Annotated in this window: 18 protein-coding genes (1 of these 18 only partly in view); 5 read left to right on the forward strand and 13 right to left on the reverse strand. The window is 71.0% G+C overall.

From position 1 onward, the window contains the following. Positions 1-84: 84 nt before the first annotated feature. The 3 genes from trmB to IAG44_RS21905 all read right to left on the reverse strand — a co-directional run bounded on the left by trmB (position 85) and on the right by IAG44_RS21905 (position 4173). Positions 85-915, reverse strand: coding sequence for a tRNA (guanosine(46)-N7)-methyltransferase TrmB (gene trmB, locus IAG44_RS21895; RefSeq protein WP_187748765.1), 831 nt, complete (start codon positions 913-915; stop codon positions 85-87). Positions 916-1480: 565 nt separating this feature from the next. Continuing rightward, positions 1481-2701, reverse strand: coding sequence for an L-2-hydroxyglutarate oxidase (lhgO, locus tag IAG44_RS21900; RefSeq protein ID WP_425508464.1), 1221 nt, complete (start codon positions 2699-2701; stop codon positions 1481-1483). A gap of 47 nt (positions 2702-2748) precedes the next feature. Beyond that, the gene (locus IAG44_RS21905; protein ID WP_187748767.1) at positions 2749-4173 is read right to left on the reverse strand and encodes an NsdA family TPR-like regulatory protein; all 1425 of its coding nucleotides are present in this window, start codon (positions 4171-4173) and stop codon (positions 2749-2751) included. A 754-nt stretch (positions 4174-4927) separates the two neighbouring features. Between IAG44_RS21905 and IAG44_RS21910 the strand changes: the two genes are divergently transcribed. Beyond that, on the forward strand, positions 4928-7033 hold the full coding sequence (locus IAG44_RS21910; protein ID WP_187748768.1) for an asparagine synthase-related protein: 2106 nt from the start codon (positions 4928-4930) through the stop codon (positions 7031-7033). Positions 7034-7050: 17 nt separating this feature from the next. Here the strand turns inward: IAG44_RS21910 and IAG44_RS21915 are convergent, their stop codons facing one another. Then, positions 7051-7257, reverse strand: a complete 207-nt coding sequence (locus tag IAG44_RS21915) for a DUF397 domain-containing protein (RefSeq protein WP_187748769.1) — start codon at positions 7255-7257, stop codon at positions 7051-7053. Further along, entirely contained in the window at positions 7254-8081 is an 828-nt protein-coding gene (locus IAG44_RS21920; protein ID WP_187748770.1) for a helix-turn-helix domain-containing protein, read from the reverse strand. Before IAG44_RS21920 ends, IAG44_RS21915 begins: the two co-directional genes overlap by 4 nt. A 323-nt stretch (positions 8082-8404) precedes the next feature. On the opposite strand from IAG44_RS21920, the gene IAG44_RS21925 reads away from it, so the two are divergent. After that, positions 8405-8722: a hypothetical protein gene (locus IAG44_RS21925; RefSeq protein WP_246561963.1), complete on the forward strand. Its 318-nt coding sequence runs from the start codon at positions 8405-8407 to the stop codon at positions 8720-8722. A 28-nt stretch (positions 8723-8750) separates the two neighbouring features. Here IAG44_RS21925 and IAG44_RS21930 read toward each other — a convergent pair whose 3' ends face one another. The 7 genes from IAG44_RS21930 to IAG44_RS21960 all read right to left on the reverse strand — a co-directional run bounded on the left by IAG44_RS21930 (position 8751) and on the right by IAG44_RS21960 (position 16612). Further along, entirely contained in the window at positions 8751-9197 is a 447-nt protein-coding gene (locus IAG44_RS21930; RefSeq protein ID WP_187748772.1) for a protein kilB, read from the reverse strand. Between the two features lie 90 nt (positions 9198-9287). Beyond that, a complete protein-coding gene (locus IAG44_RS21935) occupies positions 9288-10127 on the reverse strand; it encodes a hypothetical protein (protein WP_187748773.1) in 840 nt (279 codons plus the stop codon). Between the two features lie 95 nt (positions 10128-10222). Further along, entirely contained in the window at positions 10223-11191 is a 969-nt protein-coding gene (locus tag IAG44_RS21940; RefSeq protein ID WP_187748774.1) for a hypothetical protein, read from the reverse strand. Next, the gene (locus tag IAG44_RS21945) at positions 11181-12161 is read right to left on the reverse strand and encodes an ABC transporter ATP-binding protein (protein WP_246561964.1); all 981 of its coding nucleotides are present in this window, start codon (positions 12159-12161) and stop codon (positions 11181-11183) included. The genes IAG44_RS21940 and IAG44_RS21945 overlap by 11 nt, the downstream gene beginning before the upstream one ends. Further along, positions 12158-12673, reverse strand: a complete 516-nt coding sequence (locus IAG44_RS21950) for a septum formation family protein (RefSeq protein WP_187748775.1) — start codon at positions 12671-12673, stop codon at positions 12158-12160. Before IAG44_RS21950 ends, IAG44_RS21945 begins: the two co-directional genes overlap by 4 nt. Before the next feature lie 1151 nt (positions 12674-13824). Continuing rightward, positions 13825-15651 carry a sigma-70 family RNA polymerase sigma factor gene (locus IAG44_RS21955; RefSeq protein WP_187748776.1) on the reverse strand — a complete coding sequence of 609 codons (1827 nt, stop codon included), beginning with the start codon at positions 15649-15651 and terminating at the stop codon, positions 13825-13827. A gap of 217 nt (positions 15652-15868) precedes the next feature. Then, positions 15869-16612, reverse strand: a complete 744-nt coding sequence (locus IAG44_RS21960; RefSeq protein WP_187748777.1) for a TetR/AcrR family transcriptional regulator — start codon at positions 16610-16612, stop codon at positions 15869-15871. Positions 16613-17051: 439 nt separating this feature from the next. Here IAG44_RS21960 and IAG44_RS21965 point away from each other — a divergent pair, with 439 nt between their 5' ends. Together IAG44_RS21965 and IAG44_RS21970 are read left to right on the forward strand one after the other, a co-directional pair. Continuing rightward, positions 17052-18458 carry an NAD(P)/FAD-dependent oxidoreductase gene (locus tag IAG44_RS21965; RefSeq protein WP_187748778.1) on the forward strand — a complete coding sequence of 469 codons (1407 nt, stop codon included), beginning with the start codon at positions 17052-17054 and terminating at the stop codon, positions 18456-18458. A 191-nt stretch (positions 18459-18649) separates the two neighbouring features. Next, a complete protein-coding gene (locus tag IAG44_RS21970; RefSeq protein ID WP_187748779.1) occupies positions 18650-20305 on the forward strand; it encodes an ATP-binding SpoIIE family protein phosphatase in 1656 nt (551 codons plus the stop codon). A gap of 89 nt (positions 20306-20394) precedes the next feature. On the opposite strand, the gene IAG44_RS21975 is transcribed toward IAG44_RS21970, so the two are convergent. Next, entirely contained in the window at positions 20395-21648 is a 1254-nt protein-coding gene (locus tag IAG44_RS21975) for an MFS transporter (protein WP_187752815.1), read from the reverse strand. 151 nt (positions 21649-21799) lie between these two features. Here IAG44_RS21975 and IAG44_RS21980 point away from each other — a divergent pair, with 151 nt between their 5' ends. Next, positions 21800-21843: the start of a MarR family winged helix-turn-helix transcriptional regulator gene (locus IAG44_RS21980; protein ID WP_187748780.1), read on the forward strand. Its footprint extends 508 nt past the window's final position; only the first 44 of its 552 coding nucleotides appear in the window; the start codon lies at positions 21800-21802; its stop codon lies off the right edge, out of view.

Here is a 21843-nt window from a genome sequence, read left to right on the forward strand (position 1 = left end):
GGGCGCCGCTCGCTGAGGCGCCGTTTGCTGAGGGCGCCGCCCCTCCCGGCCCTCAAGGACGCCGGTCCTCAAGGGCGTTGTTCCCTAAGGGCGTCGTTCCACCCGGCGGAACAGCAGGTCGTTCACCACGTGCCCCTTCTCGATGCCCTGTGCCTCGAAACGGGTCAGCGGACGGAACTCCGGACGCGGCGCGAAACCGCCGTCCGTCCGCGTGTTCTCGAACTCCGGGTGCGCGTCGAGGACTTCCAGCATCTGCTCCGCGTACGGCTCCCAGTCCGTCGCGCAGTGGACGACCCCGCCCGGCCGCAGCCGCGTCGCGACGAGGTCCAGGAACTCCGGCTGGATCAGCCGCCGTTTGTGGTGCCGCTTCTTCGGCCACGGGTCCGGGAAGTAGACCCGCAGCCCGTCCAGCGCGTCCGGCTTCAGCATCTCCCGCAGCAGGATGATCGCGTCCCCGTTGGCGACCCGGACGTTCGTCAGCCCGTTCTGCTCGGCGAGGTTCAGCAGGTTCCCCTGCCCAGGGGTGTGGACGTCCACGGCGAGCACGTTCGTCGCAGGATCAGCCGCGGCCATCTGCGCAGTCGCCTCGCCCATCCCGAACCCGATCTCCAGGACGACCGGCCGCTCGTCCCCGAACAGCTCCCGCAGATCGACGGCATGCCCGTCGATATCCAGCCCCCACCTCCCCCACAACCTCTGCAACCCCTCCGCCTGCCCCGCCGTGACCCTGCTCCGCCTCGGCTGAAAACTCCTGATCCGCCGCTCGAAGTGCGACCCCGCAGGATCCGCCTGCGGCCCATCAGGAAACCGCGGCTCCCCCCTGACCCGCCGCGCCCGCGCGAAGGCGGCGGCGACGTCGTCGGAGGACCGGTGCTCGGAGGACGGGGGCTCACTGGGATTAAGGGATTCAGACACAGTGAGCCGATTTTACGGGGTGCGCCACATACCGGCTCGCGCAGCAGCACCTGCCGGCCTGCGAAACAGCACCTGCCGGCTCGCCCAGCCCTCTCCAGCCCGCCCGACGTTTGAGCCCGAGCCCCACCCAGAACCGCCCCCCACCCACAAGCCCCACCTCTCCACCGGCCCCAGCCCGCCCGACACTTGAGTCCAGGCCCCACCCAGGCCCGACCCCCACCCACAGCCTCCACTTCCCCACCCACCCAACTCCCTCCAGCACCCCTTCCCACCCACCCCAGCCCTCTCCAGCACCCCTTACCCCACATCACCTCCCCACCCCCCCCCCCACTTCCCCACCCACTCCCTCCAGCACCCCTTCCCACCCACCCCAGCCCTCTCCAGCACCCCTTCCCACCCACCCCCCCCCCCCCCCCCCCCCCCCCCCCCGCCGGCCGGGCGCTTGCGCCCGAGGCCCCTTAAGGGCCGAACGGGGTCCAGGGGCAGAGCCCCTGGCGGGGTGGAAGGGGCGGAGCCCCTTCGAAGGGATGGGACGGGTAGGGGCGGCGGGGGCGAGAAAACCCCGTCACGCGGCCCGCAGCACATCCACCGCCCGCCGAGCCACCTCCCGCCCGATCGGCAGCGAGGCCGTAGCCGCAGGGGACGGCGCGTTCAACACGTGCACAGCCCGAGCCCCCTCCTGAATCAGGAAGTCGTCCACGAGCCCCCCGTCCCGCAGGACGGCCTGAGCCCGCACCCCCGCCTCGGCCCGCACCAGATCCTCGGCCTCGACCCCCGGCAACATCCGCCGCACCGCGTCGAGGAAGGCCGCCTTGGACACGGACCGGCGTATCTCCCCGGCGCCATACCGCCAGTGCCGCCGCCCCATCCGCCAGACCCCGGGCCAGGCCAGCGTCCCGGCGAGTTCGGCCCCCCGGACGACCCCCCACCCGTACCCCTCCCGGGCAAGCGCGGGAACGGCGTTGGGCCCGACATGGACACCCCCGTCGATCCCCCGGGTCAGATGCACCCCGAGGAACGGAAACGCCGGATCGGGCACGGGATACACGAGCCCCCGCACGAGGGAGGTCCGCGTCAGCGAGTAGTACTCCCCCCGGAACGGCACGATCCGCACGGACGGTTCGTCCCCCACGAGCCGGGCGAGCGAGTCGCAGTACAGCCCGGCGCAGTTGACGAGCACGCGCCCCCGCACGACGTCCCCACGCGAGGTCTGGACGGCGACCCCGAGGTCGGCCCGCCGATCGGCACGGACGACCTCGGCCCCGTACCGCACCTCCGCCCCGGACGCCTCCGCGAGGACCCGAGCGACCCCGGCGTAGTCACAGATCCCGGTGGTCCCGACATGGATCGCCGCGAGCCCCCGCACCTCGGGCTCGTACTCCTGGATCTGCGCGCCCCCGAGTTCCCGCACGGAGATCCCGTTCTCCCGCCCGCGCTGCACGAGCGCGTGCAGCCGGGGCAACTCGGCCCGGTCGGTCGCGACGATCAGCTTCCCGGTGACCTCGTGCGCCACCCCGTACTCGGCGCAGAACTTGACCATCTCGGCCCCGCCCTGCACGGCGAACCGCGCCTTCAGCGACCCGGGCCGGTAGTAGATCCCGCTGTGGATGACCCCGCTGTTGCGCCCGGTCTGGTGCCGCGCGGGCCCGTCCTCCTTCTCCAGGACGACGACCCGCGTCCCGGGGGCGGCGCGACCGACGGCGTACGCGGTGGCGAGCCCGACGATCCCCCCACCGACGACGAGCACATCACAGTCGTACGAACCCCCACGGGCCACGAGCACCACCTCCGCCTCCGATAGTGCACTGCGCCACTGACAACGCCTTCAAACGTCTACGCCGGAGTCATCAGCAACGGCCGGGCCCGCTCCCGCAGCTCGACCACCCGGGGCTCGTCCCCGTACGGCTCCAGCCGGTGCAGGAGGTCCTTGACGTACTCGGTGGTCCGCGCGGACGAGATCCGCCCGGCGACCTCCACGGCCCGCACCCCCTGCTCGCAGGCCGCGTCGAGGTTCCCGGACTCCAGCTCGGCGACGGCGGAGACGACGAGCCGCAGCCCGTGCGAGCGCACGAACTCCTCGGTGGGCGAGGACAGCGCCTGCTCGGTGAACCGGCGCACCTGGCGCGGCGCCTTGAGATCGCGGTAGCACTCGGCGGCGTCGGCGGCGAACCGGTCGTAGGAGTAGAAGCCGAGCCAGGAGGGGTCGCTGTCGCCGTCCCGCGCGCGCTCCAGCCAGCCCTCGGCGGCGCGCAGGGCGGCCCCGGCGGCGTGCGCGTCCCCCGCGCGGGCGTGCGCGCGTGCCTCGACGAGGCGGAAGAAGCTCATGGTGCGGGCGGTGGCGAGGCCCCGGTTGCGTTCGAGGGCGGCCTGCGCGAGGTCGACGCCCTCGTCCCCGAAGCCCCGGTAGGTGGCCTGGAGGGACATGGACGCGAGGACGTACCCGCCGAGCGGGACGTCGGCCGCCGCGCGCGCGAGGCGCAGCGCCTGGATGTAGTACCGCTGGGCGGCCTCCTGCTGGCCGGTGTCGAAGGCCATCCACCCGGCGAGGCGGGTGAGTTCGGCGGTGGCCCCGAAGAGCGCGCGCCCGACCTCGTCGGAATAGGCGCCGAGCAGCAGCGGGGCCGCCTCGACGCGCAGGCACTCGGGCACCATGGACGAACGCCAGTCGCCGCCGCCGTACTTGGAGTCCCAGCGGCGCGCGTCCTCGGCGGCCTCGCGGAGTTTGCGGACGTCGCTGTGGCCGACTCTGACCGGTGCGCCCGCCCCGTCGGCGAGGGGTGCCTCGCGCGCGACGGTGCTGTCGGCCGGGGTTATCAGCCACCGGGAGGCGGGTGTCGCGTACGCGCTGACGGCGAACGACCCCGCGAGGGACTGCCAGATGCCCCCGGTGCCCGCGCGGCGGCCGGCGAGGTCGAGCCGGTACAGCTCGGTCGCGGAGCGGACGGCCTGGCCGACGTCCCGGGGGAACGCGAGGCCCACTTCGGGCGCGGGGTCGGCGTCGGCGAGGCCGATCTCGTGCAGCGGGACGGGCCGGCCGAGTTTCTGGCCGATCGCGGCGGCGATCAGGTGGGGCGCGGCGCCCTGCGGGACCATGCCCTTCGACACCCAGCGCGCCACAGAGGTCTTGTCGTAGCGCAGCGTCAACCCGCGTTGTGCGCCGAGGTCGTTGACACGCCGCGCGAGCCCCGCGTTGCTGATTCCCGCGAGGGCGAGAACGGCGCCGAGTTTTTCGTTCGGCCCGCGTTGCTCCCTGGACATTGCGCCACCCCTCGACACAGACGGCTGCCGCGCTGGCATAACCACGCGGCATTCGTAAACCCAGCGTAGTTCGCCGCATCCCAAGCGTTAAGAGGCATTGTTCCGGTTGGCGGGATTGTTGCCCGTACGGAAGTGCGGGCTCCGTAGCGGTCCGTCGCGATGTGCTCCCGCTGTGTGGCCGTGCGCCTGCGTGTGCGCTCTTCTCCGGCCACCCCGGGAGCGCTTCGATGGATGGTGCGTGGGTCGGCCCGCTGTACTGGATCCAGTGGGCTGGGGGACACCGCCGCCTACATCCCCGCGGGCGGCGGAACGGTCCGGGGGGCGAACCCCGCCTCCCGGATCGCGCGCTCGCACAGGGTCGTGCGGGCTGTGTACGGAGCGTGTGCGCGGCTTTTCCAACAGCCGTGCGCACGCTGCGAGTTCGGCTGCGTATTTGGCCGAAAAACGCCCCTAGGAACGCCGGGTGATCAAGCCCCCGACCATGGGAATCGAGGGCGCACAGGGCGTTCGGGGGGAGCGTATCGGGGGCGCATTCACGTCGCGGGCGCGGGGGCGCACGCGGGAGCGCGTACCGGGTGTGTGCCCTGGTGCGTGCGAGGTGCCCGCGGGTACCCACCTCGGCAACGGCACGCGCGCACAGGCGCGTTGCCCGGCCTCTCAGGCGATCTGCCTTCCCTCATGGGCGCGTTCTTCGTGGCAGCATGGTGACCGGTTCGTGCGGTGCACCGGTTGTCCACAGCCTGTGGAGGCGTCGATGCGGTGGTTGGTGGGTTGGAGCATGACCGCCGCGGGGTCCGCCCCGGGCTTCGGCGACCCCTACGGCGGTTACGACGGCGGCGGCGCCGTCGGCCTGGACGGCGAGGTCGTCCAGCCGGTCGGCTCGCAGCTCCTGTGGGGCGACCCCGACCCCCTGTGGGCCGTCGGCGACTGGCGCCCCGACGAGATCCGCGTCGTCCGCGTCGACGCGCGCACCAGGATCGCCGTCCTGGGCCTGTGCGGGGCCAGCGACGAGCAGTTGCGCATCGGGCTGCTGACGGCGCGCGGGGGCGCCCTGCGCCACCTCACCACCTGGCCCGGCAGCTACACGGCCGTCGTCCAGGTCGACCGCCGCGTCACCGTCTGCGGCGACCTCGCGGGCGCGCGCCCGGTGTTCCACACGCCCTGGGCGGGCGGGACGGCGTACGCGACGGCCGCGCTGCCGCTCGCCGACCTCGTCGAGGCCAACCTCGACTTCGGGCACCTCGCCGCGCTGCTCGCCGCCCCCGACGTACCGGCCGCCCTCCTCGATTCGACGCCCTACGACGGTGTCCGCCGGGTGCCCCCGGGGCACGCGCTGGTGCTGCGCGCGGGCGCGCGTGAGGTCGTCGGGTACGAGCCGGTCGCCTCCCTCGCCGTCGCCGCCGCCCCCATGGATTCGGACAGCGCCGTCGAGGGCGTGCGGGACGCGCTCGTCGAGGCCGTCCGGACGCGGCTGTCGGCACCCCGGCACGTGCCCGACATGGACCCCGGTCCCGTCCCCGGCATGGGGCCCGCCGAGCGGCGTGCCGCGCGCGGGATGCCCGTCCCCGGCATCGGCGCGGACCTCACGGGCGGGCCCGCGTCCGGCACGCTCGCCCTCCTCGCCGCCGGCCTGCCCGGCATGCCGGGGACGCTGCTCGGTCACGGCACCGGCGCGGGCGAGCGCCTGCTCGCGGTCACCTTCAACGACCTCACGTCCCGGCGTCAGCAGGAGGAGCTGGAGCGCGCCGGCGAACTCGCCGCGAACCCCCGCCTCCACCACGTCGTCGTCACCGGCGACGCCGACATGCTCCCCTACGCGGCCCTGGACGGCCCTCTGACGGACGAACCCGGCCCCTCCCTCGTCCTGGCCGCCCGGCACCGCGCCCGCCTCGCAGCGGGCAGCGCCGACCACTTCACGGGGCACGGGGCCCGGCAGGCGCTCGACGCGAACCCCGCCCGCCTCGCGGACCTCCTCATGGACCGCAAACGCCGTCACCTCGTCCGGCCCGTCGCCGCGCTGACCAAGGCGGACGGCTCCGTCCTCGTGCCCGCGCGCGTGTACGGCGCCGCCCGCCGCCTCGCGCGCACGCCCTACGCCGCCGGTCTCGAATCCCTGGCCGACCGTCTCCTGTCCCGCCGCTTCGAGGACGTCCCCGGAGCCGTCGGGGCATCCCTGGCCGCGCTGACCTGGGCCCCCGCCGGGCCCGCCGCCCGCTGGCTCACCGGCGAGGCCCTTGCTGAAGTATCGGTTCGCCTCCAGTCCGCCACGTCCCGTTCCGGCGCGGGCGGGCCCGGACAGAGACCCGGCGACCACCGTGCCCGCGCCGCCCTCGCCCGCCACGCCTCCGACCTCCGCGTCCTGGAACAGGCCACCGAGATCCGCTCCCAGCGGCTCCACGCGCCCTTCCTCGACAACCAGGTCGTACGCGCCTGCCAGGCGCTACCGGAAACGTTGCGCGTACAGCCGGGCGCACGCGCCTCGATCCTGCGCCGGGTCCTCAAAGCCTCCGGCGTGGGCGAGCTGCCCCCCGGCTGGGGCACCCCCACACCGGGCTCCGCCACCGCGACGGCCCGCGCGGGCCTGAGATCCGCCACGGGAAGCGTCCTCTCCCTCTTCGAGACACCCCTGCTCGCCGAGGCCGGACTGGTCGAGGCACGAGTCGTCCGCAAGGCGGTCCGCGACGCCGCCGCAGGCGAGCCGCTGCCCCTGGCCGGACTCGCCGACCTCGTCTCCCTGGAACTGTGGCTGCGGCGGCTGCTGGCGCGACGGGGGACGTGTTGGACGGGGACACCCGCGCGTGCGCGCGCGGTGCCTGCGGGGATCGCGCCGAGGCGGGGGGCGTTGTCGTCCGGGGGGTGAGCGGGCAGGGCCCTCGATCAGGCGCTGAACTCTCCCGTCTTCACGCCCGTGAGGAAGGTTGCGAAGGCGGTGGCGTGGACGCTCAGGGCCGGGCCCGCCGGGTTCTTCGAGTCGCGGAGCGGGACCGTGCCGTGGATGGCGGCGAGGTTCGTGGCGACCTCGACGCACTGGCCGCCGTTCTCGCTGTACGAGGAGGTGATCCAGTGAGGCTGTTCGGTGTTCACGGGGTGCCCTTTCGCAACTCTCTGATCATGGCCACGGAATCCGTTTGGGAAAGCGCTTCGGCCTGTAGCTGATAGTAGGCCGTCAACAGGGGGACGACGTAGGTGTTGTCCCGCTCAAGATGGCCTCGCAGGGCGGACTCGGCGTACGCCACGAGTGTCCGGTCCGGCATGGTCAGCAGAGTGATCGGCAGGCTGACCGGCCGGTGCTCGCCCATGTCGAAGAGGGCGATCTGGAGATGGGTGTTCTTCAGCTCCGCGAACTCCAGCAGCCGATCCAACTGGGCCTTCATGACCCTGGGGTCACCCATGGGCCGACGGAGGCAACTCTCGTCCAGCACCGCGAAGATCTGCGGCGCGGGAAGCCGGAGCAGCGACGCCTGCCGTTGCGCGATGAGCGCGATCCGCTCCTCTGCCTGCGCACTTGTGATCACTCCCCGCTTCACGGCACTCCACGCGGAGACCTCCGCGTACTCAGGTGCCTGGAGCAGGCCGGGGATGACCCCTACCTCGTACAGCCGGATCTCGGCGGCCTTCGCCTCATGCGAGACCATCTGCGGGAACCCCTCCAGCAGCCCCCCGTTGTTCATCTGCCGCCACCGACGTTCGAACATGTCCCCGGTCCCCAGGGCCCTGTCCATCAGTCGGGCCACTTGAAGAGTCGGCTTCTTGCGGGCGGTCTCCACGGCGGACATGTGCGAGCTGGAGAACCCCGCGCGGTCCGCCACCTCCTCCTGCGTGAGCCCCTGTTCCTCACGCACCTTGCGGAGTTGCGCCCCGAACTCGGCGTGCGGGGAACTGTCGGGGTCCAGTTTCTTGCGGTTCAACGGCGGAGTACCAACCTTCCGATCCGGTGGGCCAGTTGAAGGCTCCGGTGGCTCGACCACTCCGAAGAAGCCTGCCCTGCACGGGGGTTGTAGCTCTCAAGTACTACGGGGGAGTTCATCCTTAAGGATGAAACCTCGGAATTCTCTTCTCCAGTTGTGGACCTTGCCCTACGGTCTGTGATCACAACTACCCACAACGCGAAAGCGCCCCGAAGGATCGCGGCAACGATCCGACGGGGCTAGCTGAAGCAGCTCCGTAGAAAGCTGAATCAACCTTGCGCGATTTTATCGTGCGCGCCCTTTCGTGCGCCCTCCGCGTCCTCATGCCCCGTCGCCGTCCCGGCCGTCACAGCGCCGCGCACCTCACGGCCACGGCCCCCGCGACCCCCGTCATCCCGGAAAGCCCCTGGTCCCGTCCCTGGACCAGCCCCAGCAAGGAAGAAGCCGCGGAGATCTTCCGCCGCCAGGCCGAGGCCGACAACGCCCGCCGCCTCCGCGAACACCACCTCCAACGAGAACGCCGCCATGCCGCCGCGCTGGCCACCCTGGGCGTCGACTACCCGTACACGTACGAGGGCGCCCCGTTCACGGAGTTCCCGGGGTACGGCGGGCCCGGCGGCGGCTGGGCCCGGCCCGCTTGACGTCCGCCGGGGCGGGGAGCTCAGACGGTCAGCTCCCCGCCAGCGCCCTCCCCGCCGCCGCGACGAGCTCGTCCGTCGCCGTGATCGCCGCCTCCCGGCGCGCCGCGAGCCCTTCCAGATCAGGGGAGTTGCGCAGTTCGACCGCCGCGAGGACCGCCTTGCGCGCCGGCTCGGAGAGGGACGGCTCCAGGACGGAGACGGAGACCAGCGGGGCCGTCAGCGCGGACCTCGTCGACTGGGACGTCGTCCGCGCCGCCCGCAGCGCCTCGTCACCGGCGCCGCGCAGCCGCAGCTCCTCCCGGTACCACAGCGCCCTGCGATGATCCCCCAACGCCGCCACCAGCTCCCCGAGCGCCACCCGCAACGCCTCCTCCCTCCGCTCCGCCCGCGCCGCCCTCTCCCCGCGCCGCTGCAGAACCCCGGCCAGCAGGCCACCGAGCAACGTACCGGCCACGGCTATGACGCTGGACCACATGGTGATGCCTCCTGGGGTGAACGTCCGTACAGAGCAGTCCAGTTTCACCACCCACCCGCCCCGACCACACCCCCTGCCCGGCCTCACCCATCAACCCACATCCCGCCGAACAAACCGCCACACGGCAACCGCCACCACCGGCACGACATAACAAGCCAGCCCCAGGAACGCCACCCCCGCAGGCGTCCCCTCCCGCATCGCGAGGCACGCGAGGTCGCCGGTGCAGTCCGTCTTCTCCGTGGCCATCAACAGTCGTTCGTCGAGGACGGCGAAGGCGATCCCGGAGAGGTGGAACTCGGCGAGGGACGGCAGGTAGTCCTGGAGGAGGGCCCCGGCGGCGACGAGGTACGCGAGGGCGAGCCCGAGGGCCTGGCCGGGGTGGCGCAGCAGCATGCCGAGCCCGTACCCGAGGAGCCCGGTGAGCCCGACGAAGGCTGCGCCCCGCAGGACGATGACGGCCAGCACACCCCAGAAGTGGACGTCCGTCCCCTCCAGACTCCCCCGGAACCGGGCCACGACCAGCAGCAACGGCACGAGCAGCACCGCCGACAGTACGGTCACCCCCGCCGAGACCGCCGCCACCAGCCCACCCCGGACCACGAAGAACCGCACCCGACGCGGCTCGGCCGCCGTCAACGTCAGCATCACTCGCGTCGCCCAGTCCCGGCTCCCGCTGAACACCCCGAGGACGAGCGCGGCGACCGCGAGCGCGGTGCACACCGAACGCAGGTCCACGAAAGACGCCTTGGCCATCTGATACCGGGGATCGTCGTAGAAGAAGCCCGGCGAGAGGGGTTCCGCGTTGGCCAACCCCGCCATCTGCGCGGTGTACCGGCGATGTGCTTCGGCGGCGTCCCGCCAAGCCCCGGCGATATCGGTGTCGTTGGAGAAGAACGCCAGCACGGCGAACCCCACCAGCAGCAACGGCAATGCGTACAAGGTGAGTCGGACAGCCCGTGGGCTCAACAACCGCCGCAGCTCAGCCCGCAGGAGCCGAGGAAGAGGCACAGAAGCGTACGAGTTCATCAGCCGATGTCCGTCCGTGTGGACCGCCACAGCGCGAGCGCGAGGATCGGTACGAGATAGATCAGCACCCCCAACAGCCCATCCACGATGGTCAGATCGACATGGACGGCCTCACACCCCGGCCCCGCGAAACACTCCGACCGCGCCAGCGGGATCACCGGCCTCTCGTTGAGCACCGCGTGCACCAGACCCCCCATGTCGTACTCGGCCAACCGCGGACCCCGCCCCGCGAAGAGCCGGTCCGCGCTCGCGAGGTACAGGAACGCGACGGCGAGCGCGGTCGAGGTGCGGCGCGTGAGCATCGCGAGGGAGTACCCCAGCAGCGCGAGGACGCCGACGAGGAGGACACCGCGCACGTAGATGCCGGCGAGGACGTTCCAGAACGTGCCGTCGAGCCCGGACAGCCCGTTCGTCGTCCACGCGGCCAGCAGCAACAAGGGCACAACCAATGCCCCCGCGACGGCAGTTGCCGCCATCGACAACCCCGTCACGAGCAGCGCCCGCGTCCCGAACAACCGCCCCCTGCGCGGCTCCGCCGCCGCCAGCGTCAGCATGATCCGCGACGCCCAGTCCGAGCCGCCCGCGAAGATCCCGAACAGCACGGCCGCCGCCGCGAGCGCGGTGACGAGGGTACGGAGATCGCCGTACGCCAGCGGCTCCATGAGGTAGCGGGGGTCGTCGTAGAAAAAGCGGGGCGTGATGGCGGCGTTGGTGGGCAGGTCGTAGCGTGCCGCGTCCTCCTGGAACCGCGTGAACCTCTCATCCGCCGTACGCCACGCGGCACTTGTGTCGCCGTCGTGCAGGAGGAGCTTGGAGAGGCCGAAGAGGAGAACGGCGACGGGGAGAAGGGCCGCGGTCAGGCGTGCGGCTCGGGGCGCGGCGAGTCGGTGGAACTCGGAGGAAAGGAGATAAAGCCAGGGAAGGGGACGGGTACGGGAAATTGGAAGTTCCTCTGCTTTAACTCGCATGAGGGCGCCCCCTAGTCGACAGTTTATTCGTGTCAACTATCTGTGCTCGCTCTTCGTCCGCCTTCCGTACTGCCTCGATGTAAGCGTCCTCCAGTGAAGCTTTCTCTCGGCGAATTTCATCCGGAAAGACTCCGTGCTCGGCAAGTACCCGAAGCACCTCAGAGCTAGGACCAGAAGTGCTGACATGCAGTTCTGAACCTGCTGCCGGAATTACCGAGTAGCCGTGTGCATCAAGGAGTTCTCGCGCAGATGAAACTTCCGGACCTCGCAGCACCGTCCGCGCCGGCCCTCGCGCGAGCAGCGTCTCGACACTGTCATCACAGATCACCCGGCCGTGTCTGACGATCGTCACTCTGTCGCAGACCAGTTCAACCTCGGCGAGGATGTGTGACGACACCACGACCGTCATCTCTCGCTCTCTCTGTAACCGCACCAGCAACTCTCGCATGTCCCGGACTGCTTCGGGATCGAGCCCGTTCATAGGCTCGTCGAGAACGAGAAGTTCGGGTGAGGGCAGCAACGCGGCAGCGACCCCCAGACGCTGCTTCATGCCGAGCGAGTAGCCGGAGTATGACCGATGCGCGGCCTCCGCGAGCCCGACCAGGTCAAGGACTTCGTCCACCAACCTCTTTTTCACGCCGTGTAGTTCACCGAGCAGCCGAAGATTGTGGTGCCCGGTGAGTGACGGAGTGAACGCCGGCCCTTCGATGATCGCTCCCATCTTCCGCGCCACGAACCGCTGGTCACGCGGAAGGTCATGCCCGAAGGCGCGCAACGTGCCTTGATCGGCCCGCACTAACCCCAGCAGGACCTTCAACGCAGTCGTCTTACCAGATCCGTTGGGCCCTAGCAGCCCGACCAGCGATCCGCGAGGGATGGTCATGGAGAATCCATCCAACGCTGTCTGGCGGCCCCCGCGAGGCGTCCGGAACTTTTTGACGACTCCGTCGAACCGAACCAACTCACTCACTGCTGGACCTTCCCGGCTGTAGGCGAAGAATACGCGACTGCGCAGTAGCCTGTCCGGTTTCCCTCAGCCCATGACTGCTTGTCATACGCCATGAGATACAGAGCGATCCGTGTGCCTCGTGCCGCTGCTACGACCGGTTCAAGAGTGGGTTCACAGGCGGTTCGTGTCTGATTTACCAGCTCTTGTTGGCCTGGGTAAGGGGATTTCGCGTCACCTTTGAGGACTATTTTTGAAACGATTTCCAATAGGTGTGGGTCGGTGCAGTCGACGGTGCCGATCTGCTGACTTGCGGTCACTTCTCCCCAGTAGTTGGAACACGTGCCGACTGCGAGCTTGCTGTATGACACGGGCTTCCCCTGAGGCAAGTTCTTGCCCATTGCTTCGAAGGGGTTCTGCGTCTGCGTCCCGTGTTCTTCCTTCTCATCGTGCCCGGAGTCAGTTGTGGCGCACCCGGTGAGAAACACCGCAGTGATGAGGGCCGCGCCCAGGCGGACATGAAAATTGTGCGCCATGTTGCTCGCCTTCGTTGGAGGAATGGAGCCGCCTGGGCGGGACCGGAACTCCGGTCCCGCCCAGGCGGCGGACTGCCTTCGTAATGGGTCAGCAGATCCTTGTGCCGTAGTAAGTGTCCCTGGTGTCACCGTCGTCGCCACCGTTGTTGTCAGCCCACCAGTCGACGACCAGGTTGCCACCCGTGTTGGCTATGGCTCCCACGTAGTGGTTACCCGTGTCATGGCTGTGACCCGACGCTCTACTCGGAGCCTCAGCCCCAGGGTTGCCGTTGATGGTGATGGTGCCCCAGGTGCAGCGGGTGTCCGCGTGAGCGGTTGAGGCGGTCCCCCCCAGGACCAGGAGACCCGCGCATGCGGCAGTAGCGGTTCCCAGCGCGCTGAGGCGGCGAACGTTCTTCTTCACGACTGTTCCCTCCCACTAGAACGATTCAATCAGTGGTGCGGGGCAACACTCACAGGCAGGGAAAACGTAAAGCAAGGCAGTTCTGCGGCGTGGCTGAAACAGTGGACCATGTGAAGTCCTGGCTCAGGAGCCCTAATTGTGGTCTGGACTTGACGGCCCGTCATTAAATAGTTCCGCCTTTGATGTAAATGAGGGCGACTTTGTCTTATTTGTCGGGCTGGAATCCTGGTTGCGAGTGATGCCATCCACTTTCATGACTGCGCAAGTATGCAAAAGAGGCTCTTCCTGTAATGGCGTGATCACGATCCTTGGAATCAGGGTCTCCGAACCGCTGGAAGGCTGGATAGTGTTTTCTCGGACAGGGCTGTCTGCATCGGGGTTCGCCTCCGCCTCGGCGAAGCCGCTTGTCCAACGGAGGGGTACTTGGTCGGCCGAGCGCGGTCTGCGGGACTGGATACCTGCCGTGGTTCTGTTGCGCTTGAGCCGAGACCTATTTGCGCCTGTTCAGTAGGAACGAGACGTTTGCCGTGAGGCTCGCAAGGTCGCTGCCCAGAGCGTCGGTTTTGCCTGTGGCAGGGTCCTAGCAGTGCTCTGATGGCCGTTGCCCTGAACGGCATCACGGCCCAGACCGACCTCTGTTACGGAGGTCGTGACCTCACCTGTATTCCTGGCGCACGCTGCCGCGTCGTAGTACCTGGCATTGGCCACGTGCTGTGGATCCGCGTCTATCGGGTCCGAGCTGTATTGCTCACGAACACCGGAACCGCGACTCCGCCCAGTCCACCAACGCCAGTTCGTCGAACGGCGTGTGCGGCTCCACCACGAGCCGGACGGTCTTGCGCCCCCGCAGATCGACATGCACAGGCACCGCCGCGTCGCCGTTCTTCACGAGCCCGGAGCGCCACAGGCGGACCCCGTCGGCGTAGACGGCGAAGTGGGCCTGGCCGAGGCGGAGGGTGGAGTCGTCGATGCCGACGAGGGCGTCGTAGGAGGTGCACGTGCGGTTGAGGTCGACGGTGACGGAGGACCCCGCGCGCACGGTCACCCCGCTGTAGGGCTGCCCGGCGATGGAGAGGTTGTCCCGCTGCCAGACCCAACTGCTCTCGAAGAGCCGGATCTCGGGCCCGGTTCCGTCGCCGTTGGTGTCGTACGTCAGCTCGTTGAGCGGATAGACGGCGGGGGCGGGCGGCGGCGGAGTGGGTGAAGGCGTGGGGGTGGGGGTGGGCGTAGGTGCAGGGGTGGGAGTCGGCGTCGGCTTGGGACTCGGCCGCACCGGAACCGGCTTCACCGGCACGGGAGTTGGCGTCGGCGTAGGCGTCGGAGTCGGCTCCACGACCGGCACCACCACCTCCGGCTCCTCCGAAGGAGACGGCGAAGGCGACGGCGTCGGCGTGACCTCCTCCCGCACCACCGGCGCCGAAGAGGGCGCCGGCGCCGCGGGCGTCTTCTCCGCGCTGTCGTTGCCCACCAGCGCCAAGGCCACCGCCGCGGCGGCCACCGCCACCACCCCCGCCGCGATCCCCGCCTTCACCGGCGCCCCCAGCCCCTCGGAAGCCGCGGCCCCACCGGAGGACGCCCCACCGTTCGCGGCGGCAGCCGCACCACCCACACCAGCGGCCCCCGCTCCCACGCCACCCGCGATGAGCGCGGCGGCCTTCGCGTACCCGGCCGCCCCGAACCACCCGATGACCGCGACCGGCACGACCGCCGGGATCCCGCTGGCCACTTCCTCGATCTGGAGCGCCGCCAGCCGGCACTTCGCGCACTCCTCCAGATGCTTGCGCAGCCCCCGCTCGGCCCGCGTCCGCAACCGTTTGCGCGCGTACGTCCCGAGCTGGTCGGCGTACTGGCTGCACTCCTCGTCGGAGGTCAGCGTCGCCGACACGTGCGCCTGGAGATACGCCTGCTTCAGCCCCTCCCGGGCCCGCGACGCCAGCACCCGCGTCCCGTTGGCGTCCAGCCCGAACAGCGTCGCGACCTCGCTCGGCGACTCGTCCTCGACCTCGGTGTGCCACAGCACCGCCTGCCACCGCTCGGGCAGCGACCGGAACGCCTGCATCGCCATCGACTGCTCGGCCTCGTGCATGGCCCGCACGTCCGCGCCGAGTTCCAGCGTGTCGTCGTCCCCGCCCTCGGAACGCCCCGCCGCCTGCGCCGCGAACACCGCGAAGTCGTCGACCAGTTGCTCACGCTTCGCCGACTGGATCCACTGCGCGGCGACCCGCCGCACGGACGTCAGCAGATAGGCGCGGACGGCGTGCTCGGGCCCGGAACCGCCCCGCACGGCCTGGAGCATCCGCGCGAACACCTCGGCCGTGAGGTCGTCGGCGGTGTGCCCGTCGCGGCAGCAGGTGCGCGCGTACCGGCGCACGGCGTCGGCGTGCCGGCGGTACAGCTCCTCGTACGCGGAGTCGTCCCCGGCGCGCATCGAGCCGATCAGCTCGGCGTCGGCCGGCGGCAGCTCCCTGAGCGGCGGCAGGACGCCCTCGTCCCGCCGGTCCCGCTGACTGGGCACCTGCGGCGAGGCCAGCGCCTCACCGTCGTCCAGTGACTCGTCCCGCCCGTCAACACTCATCGCGGAAAGCCCCCGCCGCCAGCCCGTACAGTCCCGAACACCGGCCTAGCGTGCCATACCCGCATGAACCCGGACTCCCCTCGGAAACCTCTTCCACCCGTCCGTGGCCGTGGCCCGCTCCCCTGTACTAGAACCGGCCCGCCGAAGAATCACCTTTTCGAGTCACAGCCCCCGTACCTCTCGAAAGAGGTACGGGGGCCGCACGGACCCGCACCCGCTACAGCGAACTGGGCCGGGACCTCAACCCCTCCAGCAGGATGTCCAGCAGCCGGGCCGAAGCCGCCGCCTGCTGCACCGCGTCCGGCAGGGACGGCGCCGCCGTCGCGATCACCAGCAGCACGTCGGACACGGACACGTCCGCCCGCAGCTCACCTGCGGCCCGAGCCCGGTCGACCAGCTGCCCGACGACATCGAGCAGCGCGGCCACCCCGGGATCGTCCAGCGGCGAGACCGGCACCTCCTCGGGCACCAGCCGCAGCTCCCCGCCTCCCGGCTGGGACCGCTGCTGGGGCACCCGCGCCTCCTCCTCCGCGACCCCCACCCGCAGCACCTGCGGCGGCAGCAGCCGCCCCGCGCCGGAGGCGACGGACGTGCGGAGGAACCGCGAGAGCGCGGACCAGGGCTCGTCCTCCTGACCCAGCGCGGCCCGCGCCTGCTCGGTCAGCCGGGACGTCTCCTCCTCGGCTATGCGCCGGACCAGGACGTCCTTGCTGGGGAAACGCCGGTACACCGTGCCCACCCCCACGCGGGCCCGGCGTGCGACGTCTTCCATGGGAGCCCCGTAACCGAGCTCCCCGAACACCTCGCGGGCGGCCCGCAGAACGTGTTCGAGATTGCGCTGTGCGTCCACGCGCAACGGCGTCGTCCGCGAGGATTCCCCGCGTCCGCGCGTCGCCGCGCTCATCATGGCGCCGCCCGCGAGAGCGGACGCCGTAGACCATTGCGAGTCCTGAATGTGCATCAATGATCCCCCGGTAAATGTCGTCTCCCCCCGGAGACTTTCCCCGCCATTGAATGCCGGGGCGTGTGGAACCCGGGGCAGCGTGCCCGCCCCCGCGTGTCGCGGGTCCGGCGGAACACCTCCCCCCTCGGGCGGCCGACCGCCGCGCCCCGTCCCCGACGGACACGCACCGGACAGGCATCCCTACACCCCGTCGACACACGAACATAGTTGAGCGGCAGTCAATTCAGAAGAGGCACGTTCCGCGTGGAGGGCCGCCCGAACGGAGTACACGGGGTGTGTATCCGGCGCGCACACCCCTGTTCACCCCGGCGCACCTCCTCTGACCTGCACGCCTGGCGCGCGTACGACAGCCCTGGCAGGCCCCGGCCACACCGGGGCGCGCGCCCCGCTGCGCGCCGGGACTGTGGACAAACTCCGGCGCCCGGTGCGTCATGGGGTGGTGAAGGAACGTGTGCGCATTCTCGTTGTCGGCGGCGGCTACGTCGGGATGTATACGGCACTGCGACTCCAGCGGAAGCTGAGGCATGAACTGAGGCGCGGGGAGGCCGAGATCACCGTCGTCACCCCCGACCCGTACATGACCTATCAGCCGTTCCTCCCGGAGGCCGCGGCCGGCTCGATCTCCCCCCGGCACGTCGTCGTCCCCCTGCGCCGCGTCCTGCCGCACTGCCGCGTCGTCATCGGCGAGGTCACCGCCGTCACCCACGCCGAGCGCACCGCCACCCTGACCACCCTCGCCACCGCCGAGGAGGGCACCGGACCCCGTCAACTGCCGTACGACGAACTGGTCCTGGCGCCCGGCTCCGTCTCCCGCACCCTCCCCGTCCCCGGCCTCGCCGAGCACGCCATCGGCTTCAAGACCGTCGAGGAGGCCATCGGCCTGCGCAACCACGTCATCGAGCAGATGGACATCGCCTCCTCCACCCGCGACCCCGCCGTCCGCGACGCCGCCCTCACCTTCGTCTTCGTCGGCGGCGGCTACGCGGGCGTCGAAGCCCTCGGCGAACTGGAGGACATGGCCCGCTACGCCTCCCGCTACTACCACAACGTCACCCCGGACGACATGAAGTGGATCCTCGTCGAGGCGTCCGACCGCATCCTCCCCGAGGTCGGCCCCGACCTCGGCCGCTACACGATCAGCGCACTGCGCAGCCGCAACATCGACCTCCGCCTGAACACCCGCCTCGACTCCTGCCTCCACCGCACCGCCGTCCTCAGCGACGGCTCCCGCTTCCCCACGCGGACGATCGTCTGGACCGCCGGCGTCAAACCGCACCCCCTGCTCGCCGCGACCGACCTCCCCCGCACCGACCGGGGACGCCTCACCTGCACCCCCGAGCTGACCATCGAGGGCACCACGCACGCGTGGGCCGCCGGAGACGCCGCCGCCGTCCCCGACACCACCGCCGCCCCCGGCACCCACACCGCCCCCAACGCCCAGCACGCCGTCCGCCAGGCCAAGACCCTCGCCGACAACCTCGTCCGCTCCCTGCACGGCCGGCCCCTCACGCCCTACGCGCACGCGTACGCCGGCTCGGTCGCCTCCCTGGGCTTCCACAAGGGCGTCGCGCACGTGTACGGGCGCCGGTTCAAGGGCTACCCCGCGTGGTTCATGCACCGCGCCTACCACCTCAGCCGCGTCCCCACCTTCAACCGCAAGGCGCGCGTGCTCGCCGAATGGACCCTCTCCGGGCTCTTCAAACGGGAGATCGTCTCCCTCGGCTCCCTCGAACATCCGCGCGCGGAGTTCGAACTGGCCGCCGGTGGAAAGCCTTCAGATGAACACACCGGTCCACACCGGGAATCCGGTCACCAGGACGACGAGGACAACCCGAAGGAGTAGTCCTCACCCGATCCAGGAACTCCGCCGCACGCCCCGGCGTCGAACGAATACCGGGCCCGGCGCCCGCACTGCCAGACTGCAACCCCGACGACCTCCCACCGACCTCTGTCCCACAGGCGGCACACGGCGCGTCCCCCCGCCGCACGGCCGCCCCGGAGCCGGCCGACCACCACTACACGAGGCAAGGATTCGTGAACTTCACGCGCTGGAGCGCCCGGCTCCCCGGAACGCAGCGCCGCGCCGCCGCGCGGGCCGAACACCCGCACGCCACCACCACCGACCGGCGAGGCGAGGGCTCCGTCCCCGCGGCCCGCGCCGAACACCTCACCGACCCCGACGAGCCGCCCGCCCGCCAGCCCGTCGACACCCTCCCCGTCCGTGAGGTCCTCGACCGCGTCCCCGCCCTGGTCGCCCTCGTCCACGGCCCCGACCACCGCCTCGCCTACGTCAACGACGCGTACGCCGCCGCCTTCGGCACCCGCGCGCCCGGCGAACCCGCCGCCGAGACCCTGCCCGAACTCTCCGAACTCGGCCTGCTCCCCCTTCTCGACCAGGCCCTGCGCAGCGGCCGCCCGCGCACCCTCAAGTCCCGCAAGGCGCCCGACGGCCGCTCCTACACGTTCACCTGCACCCCGGTCGCCGAGGGCGACGGCGGCGAGAAGGACGCCGTCCTGATCTTCGCCGTCGACGTCACCGACCACGCCGAGGCCGCCGAGCGCCTGCGCGCCAGCGAACGCCGCCAGCGCGAGACCGCCGTCACCCTCCAGCGCTCCCTCCTCCCCCAGGAGCTCGAACAACCCGACGACCTGCGCATCGCCGCCGTCTACCACCCCGGCGGCACCGAGGCGGCCGTCGGCGGCGACTGGTACGACGTCATCACCCTCGGCGGCGGCCGCACCGCCCTCGTCATCGGCGACGTGATGGGCAGAGGCGTGCGCGCGGCGGCCGTCATGGGCCAGCTGCGCACCGCCGTCCGCGCGTACGCGCGCATGGACCTCCCCCCGCACGAGATCCTGCAACTCCTCGACGGCCTCGCCTCCGAGATCGACGCCAACCAGATCGCCACCTGCGTCTACGCCGTCCACGACCCCAACGAGGGCCGCCTCGTCTACGCCTCCGCCGGCCACCTCCCGATCCTCGTCCGCGACGAGTCGGGCACCGTCACCCGCGCCCCCGAACCCACGGGCCCCCCGCTCGGCACCGGCGGCCTCATGCACTCCTCGACGTCCATCCCCCTGGGCCCCGGCTCGACGGCCGTCCTCTACACCGACGGCCTGGTCGAACGCCGGGACGCCGACCTCGACGAGGGCATCGAGGCCCTGGAACACGCCCTCTCCGGCGCCACGGGCACCCCCCAGGTCGTCTGCGACCGCCTCGTCCGCTCGGCGGGCGTGACCGCCGACCACGACGACGACGTCGCCGTCCTCGTCCTCCAGCACCCCAGCCGCACCGGCCCCGAACGCGAACTCTTCCGCAACGCCGCCCTCGAACTCCTCGGCGGCGTCGAAGCGGCCCCCCGCGCGCGTGCCTTCGCCTCCGGCGTCCTCACCAGCTGGCGCTTCCCCCCGGACCTCCACGACCACGGCGTCCTGGCGGCCAGCGAACTGGTCGCCAACTCCCTCCAACACGGCACCCCGCCCATGCGCCTGCGCCTGCGCCGCACCGACCGCCGCCTCATCATCGAAGTCACCGACGGCGACGACCACCTCCCCCGCCGCCGCCAAGCCGACCCCGCCGACGAATCCGGCCGCGGCATCGCCATCATCGCCTCCCTCGCCACCACCTGGGGCGCCCGCCGCACCCCGGGCGGCGGCAAGGCGGTCTGGTGCGAGTTCGCCCTGCCGTAGGACACGGGGAAGGGCCGCCGCAGGGAATGCGACGGCCCTTTCGGACAGGGGGGTGGGCCGCGAGGCGCCGGCCGGCACCCTCGTCCCCGTCAGGCGTTGACGGACTCCGCCGGGGTCCCGCCCCGTGCGACCACGCGGTTTCGGGTGAGCCAGGGCCGGTCCTGGGTGGGGGTCAGGTGGCGGCCGAGCCTCAGGGCGAGCCAGGTGATGCCCAGGGAGAAGAGGAGGAAGGTCACGATGTAGGGGGCGTGGAGGGAGGCTCCCATGGGGCCGCCGAGGGCGGGGCCGAGGGCCAGGGCGAGTTGTTTCACCAGGGCGAACGCCGAGTTGTACTGGCCGGCGAGGCCGGTCGGCGCGAGGTCCGCGACCAGCGGGGCGACCGTCGGGGCCAGCATCGACTCGCCGAGCCCGAACAGCGCGTAGGTCGACACGAACGCGGCCGTCGCCACCTCGGGGCTCGCGTGACCGAGGCCCGCGAAACCGGCCACCACCCACGCGACGGCCCAGATCAGCCCGACGCCCGCGATGACCCGCGACCGGCGCCGCCGCTCCACGAAACGCAGGATCGCGAACTGCGCGACGACGATCACCGCGGTGTTCGCCGCGAGCGCCGTCCCCAGCGCCGACGGCGAGATCCCGGCCGCCTCCACGCCGTACGCGCTCAGCCCCGACTCGAACTGGCCGTAGCAGGCGAAGAAGAGGACGAAGCCCAGGACCGACAGCTGCACCATCGCCCGGTTGCTCATCAGCTCGCGCCAGCTCGCCCGCGCCGACCGGGGCGCGTCCGTCACCCGCGGGGCGTGCGGCACCCGGACCGTCGCCATCAGCACGACCAGCAGCAGGAACATCGCCGCCTCGATCGAGAACAGCAGCACGAACGACGACGCCTTCGAGGTGTCGACCAGATGCCCGCCGATCAGCCCGCCGACGCCCAGACCCAGGTTCTGCAGGAAGAACTGCGTGGCGAACGCCCGCGACCGCGTCTCGGTCGTCGAGCAGTCCACGATCATCGTCGCGAGCGCCGGCGACATCACGGCCTGCCCCGCGCCGAGCAGCGAGGCCGCGGCCAGGACGGCGACGGCGTTCGCGGCGAGACCGAGCGCCAGGGCACCGAAGGCGGCGGCGACCAGGGCGACGAGCAGCACCGGCAGCGGGCCACGCCGCACGATCGCCCGACCGGCGAGCGGCAGCACGATCAGCGCGGCCACGGCGAAGACGGCGAGCACGAGCCCCGCCGTCACCGCCCCGAGCCCCCGCACCTGCGCCACGTAGACGTACAGGTAGGGGACGGTGAAGCCGAGCCCGAACGCGCTGAGTGCGTTGCCCACGTGGATCCGGCGCATCGCCGCGCCCTTCTCCCTGGTCACGTTCACCTCTCTCAGATGGTTGCTAGGTCCAGCACTTAGCAACAAAGACTTCGAAGATAAAATTTCGAGCTAAACTGTACACCTCGAAGAACTTGAACGCCAACAGCCCCATGCGATACTGACCGGCATGGGCGACCACCCCGACACCCCCGGCGAACCGACGCTCGACGA

The sequence above is a fragment of the Streptomyces roseirectus genome (assembly GCF_014489635.1).
In the GTDB taxonomy this organism is placed as follows: Bacteria; Actinomycetota; Actinomycetes; order Streptomycetales; family Streptomycetaceae; genus Streptomyces; species Streptomyces roseirectus.